At 56.2% G+C, this 15,746-nt stretch carries 17 protein-coding genes; all 17 read right to left on the bottom strand.

Translation table 11 applies throughout. The features are described from left to right. Window positions 1-26 precede the first annotated feature (26 nt). Window positions 27-353 carry an HNH endonuclease gene (locus WC359_12635; GenBank protein MFA5401286.1) on the bottom strand — a complete coding sequence of 109 codons (327 nt, stop codon included), beginning with the start codon at window positions 351-353 and terminating at the stop codon, window positions 27-29. Next, window positions 329-1,195, bottom strand: a complete 867-nt coding sequence (locus WC359_12630) for a hypothetical protein (GenBank protein MFA5401285.1) — start codon at window positions 1,193-1,195, stop codon at window positions 329-331. Before WC359_12630 ends, WC359_12635 begins: the two co-directional genes overlap by 25 nt. After that, window positions 1,192-1,644: a DUF1353 domain-containing protein gene (locus WC359_12625; GenBank protein MFA5401284.1), complete on the bottom strand. Its 453-nt coding sequence runs from the start codon at window positions 1,642-1,644 to the stop codon at window positions 1,192-1,194. The genes WC359_12630 and WC359_12625 overlap by 4 nt, the downstream gene beginning before the upstream one ends. Window positions 1,645-1,877: 233 nt before the next feature. Then, window positions 1,878-2,168 (bottom strand): hypothetical protein, encoded by a 291-nt coding sequence (locus tag WC359_12620; GenBank protein ID MFA5401283.1) that lies wholly within the window; start codon window positions 2,166-2,168, stop codon window positions 1,878-1,880. 236 nt (window positions 2,169-2,404) lie between these two features. Further along, window positions 2,405-3,838, bottom strand: a complete 1,434-nt coding sequence (locus WC359_12615; protein MFA5401282.1) for a tail fiber protein — start codon at window positions 3,836-3,838, stop codon at window positions 2,405-2,407. After that, window positions 3,838-4,839, bottom strand: a complete 1,002-nt coding sequence (locus tag WC359_12610; GenBank protein MFA5401281.1) for a hypothetical protein — start codon at window positions 4,837-4,839, stop codon at window positions 3,838-3,840. Before WC359_12610 ends, WC359_12615 begins: the two co-directional genes overlap by 1 nt. 23 nt (window positions 4,840-4,862) lie before the next feature. After that, a complete protein-coding gene (locus WC359_12605) occupies window positions 4,863-5,603 on the bottom strand; it encodes a hypothetical protein (GenBank protein ID MFA5401280.1) in 741 nt (246 codons plus the stop codon). 64 nt (window positions 5,604-5,667) lie between these two features. Further along, window positions 5,668-7,380, bottom strand: coding sequence for a hypothetical protein (locus tag WC359_12600; protein MFA5401279.1), 1,713 nt, complete (start codon window positions 7,378-7,380; stop codon window positions 5,668-5,670). A gap of 24 nt (window positions 7,381-7,404) precedes the next feature. Continuing rightward, complete coding sequence (locus WC359_12595; protein ID MFA5401278.1) at window positions 7,405-7,728, bottom strand: hypothetical protein; 324 nt, start codon at window positions 7,726-7,728, stop codon at window positions 7,405-7,407. A gap of 65 nt (window positions 7,729-7,793) precedes the next feature. Then, entirely contained in the window at window positions 7,794-8,663 is an 870-nt protein-coding gene (locus WC359_12590) for a hypothetical protein (GenBank protein ID MFA5401277.1), read from the bottom strand. Window positions 8,664-8,701: 38 nt separating this feature from the next. After that, window positions 8,702-9,076 carry a hypothetical protein gene (locus WC359_12585; protein ID MFA5401276.1) on the bottom strand — a complete coding sequence of 125 codons (375 nt, stop codon included), beginning with the start codon at window positions 9,074-9,076 and terminating at the stop codon, window positions 8,702-8,704. Between the two features lie 22 nt (window positions 9,077-9,098). Further along, on the bottom strand, window positions 9,099-11,384 hold the full coding sequence (locus WC359_12580; GenBank protein ID MFA5401275.1) for a hypothetical protein: 2,286 nt from the start codon (window positions 11,382-11,384) through the stop codon (window positions 9,099-9,101). Between the two features lie 134 nt (window positions 11,385-11,518). Continuing rightward, on the bottom strand, window positions 11,519-12,601 hold the full coding sequence (locus WC359_12575) for a hypothetical protein (GenBank protein MFA5401274.1): 1,083 nt from the start codon (window positions 12,599-12,601) through the stop codon (window positions 11,519-11,521). Between the two features lie 98 nt (window positions 12,602-12,699). Next, window positions 12,700-13,710, bottom strand: coding sequence for a DUF5309 family protein (locus tag WC359_12570; GenBank protein MFA5401273.1), 1,011 nt, complete (start codon window positions 13,708-13,710; stop codon window positions 12,700-12,702). A 69-nt stretch (window positions 13,711-13,779) separates the two neighbouring features. Next, entirely contained in the window at window positions 13,780-14,679 is a 900-nt protein-coding gene (locus WC359_12565; GenBank protein ID MFA5401272.1) for a hypothetical protein, read from the bottom strand. Between the two features lie 362 nt (window positions 14,680-15,041). Beyond that, window positions 15,042-15,296, bottom strand: a complete 255-nt coding sequence (locus WC359_12560; GenBank protein MFA5401271.1) for a hypothetical protein — start codon at window positions 15,294-15,296, stop codon at window positions 15,042-15,044. Window positions 15,297-15,388: 92 nt separating this feature from the next. Continuing rightward, window positions 15,389-15,670: a hypothetical protein gene (locus WC359_12555; protein MFA5401270.1), complete on the bottom strand. Its 282-nt coding sequence runs from the start codon at window positions 15,668-15,670 to the stop codon at window positions 15,389-15,391. Window positions 15,671-15,746: the final 76 nt, after the last annotated feature.

Below are 15,746 nucleotides of genomic sequence, written 5' to 3'. Positions count from 1 at the left end.
CCGCCCAATCCGTCCGATCCGTCCGATTATTTCAGTTCAATCATCCTCACCAAATTCGTCACCGCATTGGTCCAACACCCACGATGCCCCAGCACAAAATGGCACCGCCTGCACAAACACACCATGTTGTTCGTGTCTCGCGCCCGCTCCGGCCATAAATGCTGGGGATAAATGTGATGCACTTCAATATCATTCGTCGCCCCACACCACGCGCACGGCGCCACCACGATCCCCCACTCGCTCGTCGTGCCCACCGGCCCGCTATAGGTGGCTACCGCCAGGACCCAGGCCAGGGCAATTATCAGTCCCATTCTTCCCATACGTCCTTTCAATTCCACGCCCCATATGTCCACGGCAAATACCCCGTCAATCCCTTGCGCTGGGCGGCCGCTTCCGGCGTTTGCGTAAATACCGTCCATTCCCCGGCAATCAACGCCTTGCCCGCCGGCACAATGTGGTCGCTCACTGTCTTGTATTCAGCTCTCAAAGCATCAACGGAAATGTCTTGCCCATACTTCGGATGATGCCCCCACTCATAAGCCAGCCCATTGATGTTCGCGCCCATCGCGTGCTCCCAGCCCTGATTATGCAATATCACAGGCTTGCGCGTGAACTCATGGTAAATACTGGCCGCCGCGTCGCATACCCACGGCTCCCAAAACTCCGATACCTCCCAGCCTGCGCCCCAAAAGGGAACCAGCGGATCGAGCTTGTTCACTACCGCCTTGATGACCCTGCGAAACTCATTGGCATCCAACTGTGCATATTCCGAACCCTTGTTACAACAGTGCCCCATCGGAATCGGCCAGATACCCCAACCCTGAATAATCGCCAGGCAATACGCATACCACCGGTCTAACTTCGCCTCGTCAATCTCTCCTCGATACTTGCCGCCCATCGTAGGATATGTTCGGCTGAAATCATTGGCAATATAAAACGGAATGCAAGTCGCGCCAACCGACTTCTGATAATCCAACATCCTCACAAGCTGGTCCACCGGCGCATTATCTTCCAGAAAGAACAACGTGTTTGTGTAGCGGCCCGGATACGTGTCAAACGTCCCAATCCCGTATTTGTCAGCATCGGCGGCGGGATACAAAAACCGGCAGTTAAACACTGTCGGCATGACAGGCAACGACGCCGCAAACTCCAGCGAAGTCGGTGGCACATTGATGAGCGGTTCCAATTTACTCATGGCTCCATATCCTCCGGTTTTCGTTTCTTCCACAGCCACCAGCCAATAGGCGATTGCACCGCCAGATACATCGTCCAAGCCAGCGTCTTCCTGCACCCCAAATAAAGCATGATCTCCTTGAATACCGCATTCGCCTCCGAAAATCCTATCGGCCGGCCGCCAATCTTCCGATGCGCGCACAGCCAATCGTGGAACAGCGCGGCAACGCCGTAAGGATTTTCCTGCGTCCCCGCTGGCGGATACAGCCACCACAACACCCTCGGCACACTCGCAAAATCAAACACAAACCCAGGCCGCACCGTCGAAACCTCGCCGCCGGCCGTGCGATAGGATAACGACGATTGCAACCGCCAATTGTGCGCGTCAATGTATTCAAGACACAAAGGCCAGCCCGCAAAGCGCTTCTCCGGATCAGCGATCTTAAAGGTCTTAATTTCTGATGCCCCCATTTTACCCTCCGTCTTCCGTTCCTTCCGTCCTTCCGTTCTTCCGTCCTTCCGTTCCCTCCCCCGCTGTGATCTTCTCCTGCTTCCTCTCCCATTCCCTATTCGCCGGATGTCGGAGCGGAGCAGGAAAGCATGGTCCTCTAAAATCTGCTTGTCATGCGCGTCCGAAATCAACGGCAACGCTTCCTCGCACTGCGCCAGACATGTCCGTAAGGTCGCCAAGTATGTTGGCTCGCTCATTTAACCCTCTCGTTCAACCTCGCCAACTGCTCTACCAGACCTCGTAATACTTCGGTTTGTTTATCCTGGCTTTGCCGGGATTTGTCCGCCATCCTAAATGCCAACCAAACGCTCCAGCCGGCAAGGACGATCAACGCCATTGTTACGGGCCATTTTCCGACAGCCTCCAGACTTTCAGGAGCGACAGGCATTTGCGCGATTACTCCCGCGGCCACTGTCGCTCCTACTCCAACGCTTTCGAGCAAAACCATATCTTTACCCGCCCTTCCTTTTGTCGTTTCGCTCAAGCACAATCATCCAAATCCACAAGCCGATCATTATCGCGGCCATGCTACCGGCCGCCCAGAATGCCGCAATAAGGTCTTTCGTTATGATTATTGGCTCCATACGCGCCTCCATGACTTCGACAGCCCACTACACGCGCCCCAGGCCAGTAGGACAGGCGACGCTACCAGCACCAGCACCAGCACGAGCGCCAGCAGGCTCCGGTGAAACTGTTCAAATTTGGTTTCAGGGGTCATGGTTAATACTTTATGATGTAGTTCAAAACGATAAACGGGGGCATATTCTCGTGTGGAGAGTTACTCCCCCGGGATGACGTCCAAATATCCGGGTCCCATGAGGCGGCAGCAGGATATTTATAATCTGAACCTGCCGCAAGGTTATTGACAGCGCCGCGGTGGTTGTGCGCGTGAGCTGGCATCTGGGCAATGGTAAGCGTAACTTGTTCCTCGCCGTCAATTTCACCTACTGTGCGTAATGACAAATCCGAACCTTGCCCAGCGCCTACCACAACACGCGATTGCAGGTTCGGTAATTTTCTCACGTATGTTGAAGACTGCCATACGGGACCCAAGGCTTCATAAAGCGCGGGATAAGCAGAATTGGTTATAGCCCGGCCATCGCAGACCATCCAGCCAACAGGTATATTATTGGTCCCCGGCCACTGCATTATGCAACCCGCCGGGACAAGACCCGGACCGCTATTCGGTAGCGTAACGCTTTGTGCTTCGATATTCGCCGCACCAGTAATCGCCGCCCCTGCCATATTCAAATTGCCCTTAATTTTCGTTGAGTTCGGTTCGGTGTTAGTTATATTTGAGCCAATAACTACAGAGTTTGATGCCGCAGCAGACATTGCTCCAATAGCTACGCCATAATCACTACCACTTGCACGATTGCCTATCGCTACGCCGTAATTCGTTCCTTTTGTTCCTACGGAATTCCACACTAATTGAGAATCAGTGCAGCCAATAGCAACGCCATAATCGTGTCCTCGCGCTGCCGTTCCGACAGCCACACCAAAACGACTGCCTAATGTTTGGCTACCAACTGCTATGCCGTAATTTGTGCCTTCCGTAAAAAAAGCATCCTGATGGCTTGAACCAATTGCTACACCATAGTTTTGGCTTTTTGATCGTGTTCCACCTGCTACGCCATAATTTTGCCCGTAAGTTGATAAGCCTACTGCTACGCCATAATTTGTTCCATTCGCATTATTTCCTACCGCAGTCCCCCAACCAACGGAACTTGCGCCTACACCAAGTGCAACTGCGGAATCTCCGCTTTCAGCCCCCCATCCAATAGCAACCCCGGTTCCATCGCCATAATCCGCTTCATAACCCATTTCAACACCTAAAGCGCTTTTTAACAACGGCCCATATCCTAAAACCCTATCCACTCCCGTCAAATGCGATTCCACATTACCTACGCCCGTATAATTCGTCGGTTGCAGGGTTACGTTTATCTCGCTCGCATTCGTCGTCCCACCCCCCGTCGGCCAATTCGTCCGGCTCACCCCGCCAAAAATAACCGCGTTCGTCTGCAAGTCGAACGTGCCGGATAACCATACTTTCTCGCCATCCGTCTGAACTCCCGTCCAGGCAATAGCCCGCACCCCGATCAACATGATCAGTCCAATCAGTCCGATATGTCCAATCCGTCTCATTCCTCTCATTAATTGTCCCTCCGCAATACTTCTACCCAAGCCGACCCATCCCAGGTGAAGCTAATCACGTCCCCCAGCCCTATCTTGAAGTTCGGCACTACCGCCGTATTCGTTAGCGTTACGGTGTCTGTGTCGTCCGTCCCACGTATGGTCAACACCTGCCCTTCCGTTGCTCCATCTGCCACTGTCGCCGTTACCGGCGCACTGTCGCCAACTACCTTGACATTCGCCGCCGATGCCGGCACCGCGCCGCCTTCTGCTATCGTCTCCACGGCGCCCAACGTCAATACCATCGTCCCGCCAACTTCCAGCCCGCCATTCAACGTCAGCTTGCCGGCCTTCGCTTGTGCGCTGTCATTAGTCAACAGCACACCAGTCAACCCCGCCGAACTCAAGTTTGTTAACGCACTGCCATCCAACGCCGATAACACTCCGCCTGCCGCAAGGTTTGCCGCATTCAGGTTGGTTATCGCATTGCCGTCTATTGCACTTGCCACCGAGCCAGGCACAAGATTAGCCGCATCCAAACTTGTCGCCGCCGGCAGGTTGGTTATCGCCGAGCCGTCAACCGCCGGCATAACTGTTCCAGCCTGTAACTTCGCCGCATCCAGCGAAACTATGCCGTCGCTGATAATGTTCGTCAAACTGCCGCCATCGTCGGCCGCCAGCTTTTGCAAAGCCGCGCTCAACCGCGCGTCGTCCACCGTTCCCGTCAGGTTCCCGGCAGGCACATTCGTCCCGGCACCCAAGTCAAGCGCCGGAATAGCCGTCCCCGCCTCCAGCTTGGAAGCGTCCAGCGAAACTATGCCCCCGCTCGGTATGTTCGTAATGCCCGCACCGTCAATATCAGCGGTCTTCCAGTTCCGCAGATAATACGTCCCCTGCCCATACAGGTCCCCGTAGCTCCAGTTTGTCCCGCTACCATCCGAAAGCACTCCGCCAATCGCCCATGCCGATCCGGTTGTTGCCGCCACTATTCCAGCCACCAGCCATAATTTCATTCTTTTCATCGCTCGTTCCTTTCTGTTTGTTTTTACTTATCCACCCTTCTCATTTCCCGCCACGCGCCGTCCAAAAACACAAATTGCAAAATGTCATTTTCCTTGAGGAGATAGTGCAATTCACAATCCAAAACCACTCCCGCCCCGTTCGTCAGTTGTATTCCACCGCTCGATGCCGCGCCCCGCATATACATCATCATCCCTTCCGTTATCCCATTCGTCTGTATCTGCGGATTCCCCAGGCTGATCAGCGTATTCGTCGTCGTTACTACCAGGTTTCCATACGGCTCTATCGTCGCGCCATTCGTTAAAACCTGCTGACTGCTCGCCAGAACCACATAGTTCGACGCCCGGACTGTCCCCACTTCCCAATCCCCACCGATCCCCACTCTCCTGAACGCATAGTTCCGGATCCCGTTCATCAGGTTTTCACTGACATGACAAAACTCCGGCGCCGGCTGTTGCGGATACCCCACCGCATTGCTCGATAACGCGCACACCGGCGCATACCCGACGACCATACCCACACGCGATGTTCCGCTCTCCGCATAGGCCACATCCACCGTCACGTTGATCGTGCCGGCCGCCACTATGTTCGTTATCTGCCATGCGTCCACATCCCCCAATATGGTCTCGGTAAACAGGTAATGGCCTGCCTCTATGTCGGTCCCAACTCTGCCGGCCACCGAATAATCCCGAAACTCGCCTACCACCCGGTAACTTGTCCCGGCCGTCCATTCGCTCCACGCTGTGATTTCAAGCTCACCCTGCACCAGCGGCTCCGCCGCCAGTGCCGCAAAGCAAGTTATCCCTAAAATTAAAAAAAAAATGTTTTCATCAAAACCCAAATCTGCAATGGTTAATTGTTGCCGACGATAGTCCCTGCACTATCATTCGATTGAAATTGACGGTATCCAAACTGCAACTCGCCCCGGCGATCAATGCCCCTGTGTCTTCCCGATACGCCTGGAAGATCGCCCCCCATCGGTCCGCCGCGCTCGCATTCGCCATGTCGCTCGTCCCTGTGTCCAACGTAAAACTGCTCCCATTCGCGCCATTCCACCGCACTCTCATACTCAAGACCCTGATAGTCTCCGGTATGGCCACATACAATGTCGTGTTCGTCCGCGTTACGGTTACATTGGTCCCCGTTGCCAGGACTTCAACCTGCTCGTCCGCCGTGTCCAGCGCCACGTAGCGATACGCGAAGTTCGTTCCTTGCGCCCCTACCGGTATCACAAACCCGAAGTTGGCCGCATTACTGCTCCCGATATTCGTCACCATCGCCGCACTGCCTGGCGCACCGTTGCTCGTCCACGCCACCGCTATGCTTCCTGCCACGCCGTCCACACCCGGACTTCCCGTCGCTCCTGCCGCCCCATTGCTTCCTGCCGGTATCATAAATCCGAAGCTGGCCGCGTTACTGCTCCCCACATTCGTTACCACCACCGCGCTCCCTGGCGCCCCGTTGCTCGTCCACGCCACGTCAATGGTGGCCGCCGCACCATCCGCGCCATCTGCACCCGCGGGACCCGTAGCACCGGTCGCACCCGTCGCCCCTGTCGCGCCCGTCGCACCCGTCGCCCCGTTGCTTCCCACCGGTATCACAAACCCAAAGCTGGCCGCGTTACTGCTCCCCACATTCGTTACGCTGGCCGCACTGCCTGCCGCCCCGTTACTCGTCCACGCCACGCTGATCGTCGCCGCCGCACCCGCCGATCCGGCCGCCCCGGTCTCACCCGTCGCCCCTGTCGCGCCCGTCGCCCCCGTTTCACCTGCTGGTATCACAAACCCAAAGCTGGCCGCATTCGTCGTCCCCACATTCGTTACCACCACCGCGCTCCCTGGCGCCCCGTTGCTCGTCCACGCCACCGCTATCGTCGCCGCCGCGCCATCCGCGCCATCTGCACCCGCGGGACCCGTCGCACCGGTCGCACCAGTTGCCCCGGTCGGACCGGCGGGCCCGGTCGGTCCCACTATCCCGCTCGTTACCGCCACGCTCCCAATGTATATCTGCTCCGCGTATATCTTCCCGGCAACGTAAACGTCCCCATTGGTTATCTGCTTGATATACACATCGCTCACTACCGAATTAGTCAGCCCATTCCCGTATATCCCCAGCGTCACCGTCTGCGTCGCGGTCGCGCTTGCCACAAAGTAATTGCTGACCGCCGCCGCCGCTGTCCCTTGCAATACCAAGCCGTCCACCGCCATCGTCACTGAACCATACGCCGTGCTCTTGCTGAATCCTGCCAGATAGAGCTTATTCTGCCCTACCGCCACCTCCCCCGTCACTACACTCCCTGCCGTCGAAACCAGCCCGGTATATATCCCTGTCAAGTCGCAGATGTTCGCCCCGGTCGCCCCTTTCCGCCCTACCCGCAACCCGTCAATAATACTGCCGCTCCGGATAAACCGCCCGCTCACTCCGTCATAAATCGCCACATCCCCAGCCGCCACCGCCCCCTTCGTTGCCACAGTAGGATAATTTTGCGCCCAGCATGTGCCGGCCACAATCATCAGCAGTAGTGCGTTTATTGCTTTCCTCATGCGATCCGTCCAATCCGTCCGGCCTCACTCCGAAAACGGCTCAATCCTTACCACCCCAGCCTCACCGCCCGCGGCCTCAATGAATTTCGCGCATTCCACCGTCCGCCGATGCCAAACCATCGGCGCGCTCGTTACCGGAAAATACACCCCGGCGCCCGCGCTCACGGGATCCGTGCCGTCAAACGTCGCCAACACCGCCTTGGTCTTAACGCTGACGTAAAAATGGCTGGCCTTTGCATGTAGCGCGGAGGCCTCCACTACTGTCCCGCCTACCGCAATTTCTTCGCCCAGCGCTCCATCCCCCGTCGGCCTCAACTGCCCTTCCAAATTCACTACTCTCGCATTCATGTCTTCCCTCCTTGTTTTGTTCCTCCATCAACCATTGACCATCATCCATTAACCATTCCGCAAGGTTATCTTCCAAAGATAACTTTCCTCTGCACTCCCTGTTGGTCCACTATCCTCTCTTCCAAACTCTGCAACTCGTTCTCCGCCCGCGCCTCGGCCTTCGCGTGTTCTACCGGGTCCAGCACGTATTCCGCGTGCGCGCCATACTTGATGGCTGTCTTCAAAAACGCCGGAAAATCTACTTTCACCCAATAGTCAGTTTCCGTATATGGGTTCCTGTTACTGTTTACCTGGAGCGCCTTGTAGCTCTCGCCGCTGGTCGCGTAATAACACAAGTCCCCTATCGCATAGGCTGTCCCGGCATCCCATTCGGTCAGTGAATACTCCGGCACTGGCGGTCGAAACCAGATCCACGGCCGCGCAGGCGCCTCGTCAGCATTCACCAAAAGCGCGTCGCCATATAAAGCCACATCCGTCACTAACCCAGCCTTCCGGTATATCCGCGGGTCCTTCTCAAATACGCAACTCCCCAAATCTACCGCCCCAATCTCGCTCTCGCCTTCTTGCTGAAAATCTATCGTCCTTAGAAACTTCTCGCCCACTTCTTCCCACCAGTTCGTCTCCGTCTCCGGGTCTTGCCCCACATTCCCATCCTGTAAGCTCACGTAATACTTGTCATCCCCTTCGGATGTCTCAAAATATACCTCGTCGCCCGTTGCGTAGTTCAACGTCACGTCCCAGGCCGCCCGATATTCTCTCTGCTCCGCCAGCATGATCTCCGGCCAGAATGTCCTCTGCCATGCCGCAATCATCCGCTCGTTGATGTATTCGGCAATCTGCGCCATCTGTGCGGCGCTATAACTCGCCGTCAGCGGGTCTATCCCCCGCATCCGCACTATCGCCTCATACACACTCTTTATCGTGCAGGTTTTCATAAAAAATCCGTCCGATCAGTCCGATATGTCCGAACGTCCTATTTCCGTCTTCCGTATTCCGTCGTTCCGTTCTTCCCCCACACTTTCCGGTATGTCACCTTCCCCAGCCTGTTCCTCATCGCCTTCACCGTCCGCGCCCCATCCTGTATCCCAAACTCGCGCCGATCCTGGTCTTTCCAGTATTCTTCATCTTTCATTACGTCGCGCCCGCACCCGTCCACCGCATTCATCACCGCCACGGTGGAAAGTTGCCTTTTCAATCGCCCGGTCTTCCCTATCCGCCGAAAGTCCTTGCGTTGCATTGCCAGTTTGCCGTCCAAGACCCGCGCCGCGGCCAACTCCAACCGCCTGCGCTCCAGCACCGCCCCCATGTCCACCGCCAACCCCAGCGCCTCTCTCGAATATCCACTCATTTGAAATCTCCAATCTGAAATGTTAAATCGCCTTTGCCGCCGCCGGCCTGCCCTCCATAGCTCCTGGAGCGAAGGAGGGCAACGCCCGCGCCCCGCCTTCCCGCCCAATCTGCACGTTCTCCCCATACTGTTGTGCCAATACCTGCAATCTCTGCAACCGGCTTTGCATGATCGCCAGCTTATCCGGCGCCATGTCCTTGTAAATGTCCGGATTCATCTGCTCCATGTTCTGATATAACTGTAACCGCAACTGGTAATTGATGCTCCCATCGTCCGGCAGGTCCGGCTCGGTCCCCGCCCGAATCTCCTGGTATGCCTTGATCTCGGCCAGCGCTTCCGCCTGGTTGGCCTGGTCCACGTCTAACAACGCCGCATCGGCTAATTCCGGACTCAACCGCCACAATAACGCGCTCACTATCGGCGCGGTCTGGATGGTCTTGTCCCGGTCTATGGCCAAGAGCATGTCCTTCACTATCCCACCCACTTTCTCTAAATACTCGGGGTCCAAGTCCTGTGGATTGAATTGCAAATCAATGTCAAATTGGCCTTGGATTTCTTCCCGGCTCTTGAATACCTGCTGGCCTTGCTTGTTGGTTATCCGCGCCAGCATTTCATCAGGCATATACTGTTGGCATAGTTGGAATACCTGCGTCAACGCTTCCCGCAAGTTCATCAGCCACCATAAAACCTTGAATTCCCTCTGTAGTTGCACGATGTCCGGCGCCACCTCCGGATTGGTTCGCCCGAAATACTCGTCCATTTGTCGCCGCATTTCTTTCATCATGTCCACGACGGTCTTGGGATACGCTGGCGGCTTCATCCACTCGAAATCACCGTCCCGCTTGGCCTGTAGCTCAATCAACGGCCTGATATGCAAGGCACCCATTCTCTGCCGGTTCCGCGTGATTATCGGCGGCACTCCGGCTATTTGCGCATGGTCCCCAAAGCTGTCGCAATAGAGCTTCATCAGCCCTTGATATGACCCCGCCAATTCCGCTAAGCCGCGCGAATCGCATAGCCGGCTGGTCAGGACTTCTCGCTGGAATGCGTGCCCGGGATACCCGCCATGCGCATAATCAATCAGACGCCGCTCGGTCGCGGCCTCGTCCACGTCGTAATGGAATACCACAAAATACTTGCCCGGCACTCCATCCTCATTCGTCGCCGTGTAATAGGCCGTAACGATCTGATATAGCCCTTTGTAATGTATTGCCTGGCGCGTTACTATGTTCCCATTCTCATCCCTGATGTATTCCGGAAATGCCGCCACGCTCTCATGCCCGCCTTGCCGGCTCCCATCGCTTTGCCGCTTGCCTATTACGGCCTCCACAAAGCTATCACTCCAGCCCTGGCTGATCTTGCGCTCGATGATCTGTGTCTTGGTCAGCCATTCGGACTCAAAATAGACCCGCGCTTTCTGGAATTCAGTCGTGTTGAGCGGGATATACCAATCCTCATAAAGTCGCTTAGCCTGGATGTCCGGCCCGTTCTGCCTGACATACGGCACCGGAAATTCCGCCGCGCCGCGCTCTCTTAATTCCTTGATCACCTTCTTCGCCCGCGCCGGCCGAATCCCCAGAAAATACTCCATCAGCTTCGCCGTCAAAAATTCCTCGCCCAACTCCTTGCTCGCCAATGCCGCCTTGAAATCCTCCGCCGCCTGCATCGCTTGTCTTTGAAGATCCGTCCCATCTGTCGGATTTGTCTGGCCGCTTTCCTGCAAAACGTCCATGACATTTTGCAAATACAGTTCCATCAACTCATCCGCCGTCAGCGTCTCCATCTTCAACGCCGTCTCGCGCCGCCAGGCTATCCCCAATAACCCCACCGCCGGACTGTCCCCACTCACGTAATTCGCCAATTTCAGCAGTTCCCGAATCCACTTGACGCCCCAATAGTTCCGGATCACCCACCGCATCAAAATCGCCATGTTCCCGGCCATCCTGCTGTCCGTGCTTTCTATGGCCTTGAAATTGATCTGCGCCCGCATTGCGGCCACCAGCATCAGCATCACGTCTTCGTTGATCAGCATGTCCGCTATCCGCACCCGCATATCGCTGGCGCCCTCAAACGGCGCCGGCTCCTCGTCGTCATTCACATCCGCATGTTTTAACCCGTCCGCCGATTGCTTATCCCAACGACAAAAACGGGTGGACTCCGTGTCCACCCGTGTCGCCCAAATCGTATTCCGGCTCTCCGCCACTATCTGATCCACTTCCGCCTTCAACTCCGTCAAAGTCGGCTCGGTAACAAGGGCGTCCCCGCCATCCGCTTTAACTTCGTCAATGGGTCTGTTCTCGTCTGGCATTCGGTGTCTCCCACTTTCAAAATGTCATTCCCGCTTTCGCGGGAATCCAGCCACCAGGGACCCGGGCGCTTACCGCCGCCCGGGCCCCCGTCCTTCGATCAGTCGGATCCGTCCAATCCGTCCGATCTCTTGCCTTACCGTATCACCTTGAAGTAGAACCGCACTTCGCCGGCCGTATTCTCGCTCAACGCATTCTCCGAATTCGGCGTGAACACGAAATCAATTGCGTCATCCGCCGTATAGACCTTGCGCCCGGTCGCGCTGTCCGTCAATGCCGTCACCCGCGTCTGCGATTCGGCCTGAATCGTCACGCCGTCAACAACGTCATCCGTGGTCGTTCCCAGCGTCTTCGCCGCCTGCACCACATTGCTCGTAATACTGGTCATGAAGTCGCCAGTCTCTAATGTCGCGCTCGCCAGCACATCGTCATTCTGCGCCGTTACTCCTGTCAGACCATCCGCGGTCTCTAATGTCGCGCTCGCCAGCACGTCGTCGTTCTGCGCCGTTACTGTCGCAAGGACGGTGAATATATTAGTCACGCCGTCAACAACATTCGTAATGTCAATCGTTGTATATGTTACGTTCGTCGTCGCCGACTTCGTGGTTGTCGCCACATTCGTTCCAAACGCCTGCGCTGTCGTTGTTACGTTCGTCGTCGCCGACTTCGTGGTCGTCGCCACATTCGTGCCCGCTGGCGCAACGCTCGGCGTCACGCTATCCAAACAGTCAATCTCGCTGGCAACCGTAACCCCCGCCAATACCGTGGCCGTGCTAAGCGCCACATTGGTCATGTTCGTGCTTGTCGCCGTAGTCACACCCTGGTAGGCGCGCCCAAACTTACTCCAGACTTCCGTTTTGTTGCTGTCCAATTCGGTGCTGTCCAGATAAAAGTCCGGATCCGAGCCATCGCCCACGATCACGCACACGCTTCCTGTCGCATTGTCGCCGGCATTAAAAGCCGTTACCAGCTCCATGCCGATCAACTCCACCCTCTGCTTGGCCTTGACAGTGAATACCGTGCTGTTCGTCTGCGGCGTGTCCACGTTCGTTTCCGTCATGTCCGCATACGTGAATGTCGCCACATGCGTCGCCCCGACAAAGCCGCGCTCCTGCTCCAATACCGGCCGATATGACGCTCCTTGTAATAGACTGGCGCCCATTAACAGAAATGTCATTCCCGCGAAAGCGGGAATCCAGTTGCTTTTTCTTTTCTTCATTATCCTGTTTCCTCCCGGTTTTCAGGTCAGCCCGGTCCGGCACTCGCCGGACCGGACCCTTCCTTTATGTCCTTGTTGTCCTTTAGGTCCCTTCCCTCTTAGCTCGCAATGTTCGCCATACATTGCCCGGTCGGATTCAGGCACTTCAGCAGATACACGGCGTCGTGATACCCGCGCGGCCCGCCCGATTTCCTCGGCTCAATCCAGCTTGCCGGATTGTCAAGGAAGCACAGCTCCCACATGTCCATATCCAGGAAGTAGCCGCTCCGGGAACTGTTCGCCGTCACGGCGCCGGTCCCTTCCGTGCATAGCAGATACCAGCTCGGGAATACCTTCACTTTCCCGGCATCGAACTCAAAGAAGTCCACCACGCGCATGAGCTTCTTATCCTCGGCGTCCAGGTTATAGCGCGTCAATGCCTGGGCTGTGTTCACGTCTTCCACATGCCTCTGCGCCCACGTGCTCATCTGCGTTTTGAGCTTGATACCCACATACCCGGTCAGGTCAACCGCCTCTTTCTTCTGCGTGGCCGCCGCCTCCAGCATGGCCTCCATCTCCGCCGGCAGGAATGCCGCCAACGTGCTTTCATACACACATGCACTGTTCGGCCGGTAATTCGCGGGCACCGGCTTAACCGATTGCGCGCTGGATGCCAGCCAACTGCCTACGCCGCGTGAACGATATGGCGTGGAACCCGACTCCACAGCCATGTCCACTGAACTCAACAGCTGTTTCTCGATCATCTGACCGAGCAACAGCGCGTCGTCTTTGGCCTGTTTGGCTTCTTCTTTCCCAGGCTTCACACCATAGGTATGCGTCAGGTTCGCCAATCGGCTTACCATCCAGCCTTCGGTCATCAGCCACATGGCATACGCCTCGATCTGCTCGCGGTTGGTATGCGTAAACGTGGATATGTCCGTCCCGTCCAATATGCCTTCAAACTTACGGTCCGGATATACCTGCACCGGCCATGAACTCAACATGTTGTAGGGCTTCTTGCCCCGCTTGAGTAGCCGTGAAAACGGCACCTTATCGCTCTGCGCGATAAAAATTGTGTCGCCCACCTCCGCCACTTTCAATACCTGATCAGCTTCATAAATTCCCGGCATAGTAATACCCTCTTTCTTGTTTAGGGGCCGCCCTGATCAGTCCGATCCGTCAAATCAGTCCGAAATGGGTCAGCCTCCAAAGATTTTTTCGAATTGTTTTTCCAACGCGTCCTTGTCTCCCCCGGCCGCTTGAAACTCTTTCGAATCAAAAGCGGCTTTCCCTTTGCTCCCGGCGCTTACCGGCGGCTTGCGCGTGGCGCCGTTGGTTTCCGGCAACTTCGGCGGCTTGGGATCCGGCGTCTTCGGCTTTGGTTTGCTTGCTTTCTCCAACCGCGCCTTCCGCCCCGCCGCCATGTCTTCGCGCATCAGTTTCGTGCGTTCCAACCATAACGTCCGGGCCGGTCCGGCTACGTCCAGCAGTTCATCCTCAACCAACGCTTCCCGCTCCGCCACTTGCTGGGGCGTCATGCTTTCTTTGGGGTCCGACCCCTCATATCCGTCCCGGTGTGTCCGTAACCACTTCTTCCACTCACGCAGATTTTCAAACCGATTCAGCGTCTTCGCTTCTTCCGGCGTAACGTATTCGGGATCCAATCCCAACTTCATTACAGCCAGAACATGCTCGTCCTGGATTTTCACTTCCAAGTCTTTGAGCCGCGCTTTCGTCTGTTCGGCTTCCGATTCCGCGTTCTTCCGCTTGATGTTGAGTTCATGGATGCGCTCGTTGATTTTGGCTTGCGCTTTCACGCTCAACCCCTCAACTTCGCCTTCCTTGATCTCATCTTCAGCGCCTTCGTCTGATCCGTCCGATTTGTCCGATTTGTCCAATCCGTCAGATTCGTCCGTCTCCGCCGGCGGTTTCTTGTCCAGGTCCGCCGCCTCTTGGCTGGCATCCCCTTCAAACCCCGCCGTCAGCCTTCTCTCCAGCGTGTCCACAGCTTTTCCGGTCTCGGTGGTAGGCTTCTGGTCTTCCGCCTCACTCGCCTCGCCCGCACCTGCTGCTACAGTGTCTTCAGCTTTCGCATCCATGATGTTCCCCCATCATTAAGGTTTATCCCTGCGCTTTGCCCGACCGCGCAGTATGGTCCTTTTCTGCCTAAGATTTTCTACACCTTTTTCCCCTACTCAATACCCCGCGCCGCCAACTTAACCCTACTCGTTGAAATCCCCCTCATTAGACCCCTGTAAACGCAAAAAGACCGGGGATTTCTCCCCGGTCTTCTTTGATCCGTCCGATCCGTCTGATCAGTCTGTTACTTCTTCCTCGGCTGCCGGCGCGTCCCGCGATTCCCAACCCCGCGCCCACTCCCGTCACGCCTGCGCGTTCCGCCGCAAGCCCCGCGCCCTCCGCGTCCACCTCCACGTCCTCTGTATCCTCTGGCCATTCTCCCTCACCCCCTTTCGATCACCCGGCCGATGCTACAACCGTCTTGCATAATTTCTGCGATTGGTGCCTTTAATGTGACCGCTTTCCCGCATCGTGCACATGAAAATTCAATGATGTTACCATCAAGTGAAGGATACCAGTCTGCGCGCATATTGTCATAAAGTTCCAGCTCTACTTCACGGCCGCATTCTTCACACTTCAACCGCAGACCAAGCCACCATGGCCTCCAATCACTTCTTCCTTCATTTATGAGTTTCATCTATCCTCCTTTTTTCTGTGTCGTCTGTCTTCCGTCTTCTCCGGTCCGTCGTCTGCCGTCTGCCGTCCGCCGTCCGCCGTCCGTCGTCCGTCTTACCCTCCCCTCTTCCTCTCATTCGCCTTCTGCACTTCCTTCAAAATCTGCTCCTGCGCCTCTGCCAATGCCGCCAGGCACCCCGCCCGGAATGTCCGCTCCTTGTCCGATATCTCCATCGTCATGATCAGTTCATGCTCAATTTCTTCCATGCCGGCCAAATAAGCCAGCACCGCCACCAATAGCGGCGTCTCGGGATCCACCGCAAAGGCTTCTGCCATCTTCCGCGCGCCCATTACCGGTTTAACCGGCACCACCCTATTCCTTTTCCAAAACATCATTCGGCACCCCCTTCGTAAATACCCTGATAATCTCTTTCGTCACATACCGCCCGCGTTGCTTCCTTCTCCACTTCAC

It is taken from the genome of Dehalococcoidia bacterium (genome assembly GCA_041653995.1).
Taxonomy (GTDB): domain Bacteria; phylum Chloroflexota; class Dehalococcoidia; order GIF9; family UBA5629; genus CAIMUM01.
The sequence above is the reverse complement of the archived record's forward strand: the minus strand, read 5'-3'. Positions and strand labels throughout refer to the sequence as shown.